Raw genomic sequence first — 243 nt, 5'->3', positions numbered from 1 at the left:
CCCGCGACGCCGGCGATGTCGAGGACGTTCCCGCGCGGGTTGCCGATCGTCTCGCCGTAGAACGCCGCGGTGTTCGGCCGGATCGCCGCGCGCCAGGCGTCGAGGTCGTCCGGGTCGTCGACGAACGACACCGAGACGCCGAACTTGGGCAGCGTGTAGTGGAACAGGTTGTAGGTGCCGCCGTAGAGGTTCGCGGAGCTGACGATGTGGTCGCCGGCCTCGGCCAGGTTGAGGATCGCCAGC

Annotated in this window: 1 protein-coding gene; it reads right to left on the bottom strand. The window is 69.5% G+C overall.

What is annotated here, in order from left to right:
- Positions 1–243, bottom strand: a 243-nt coding sequence (locus tag FMEAI12_RS10345) for a PLP-dependent transferase (RefSeq protein ID WP_200835243.1), incomplete at both ends; no start/stop codon positions are given.

The organism is Parafrankia sp. Ea1.12 (genome assembly GCF_900465275.1).
In the GTDB taxonomy this organism is placed as follows: Bacteria; Actinomycetota; Actinomycetes; order Frankiales; family Frankiaceae; genus Parafrankia; species Parafrankia soli.
The sequence above is the reverse complement of the archived record's forward strand: the minus strand, read 5'-3'. Positions and strand labels throughout refer to the sequence as shown.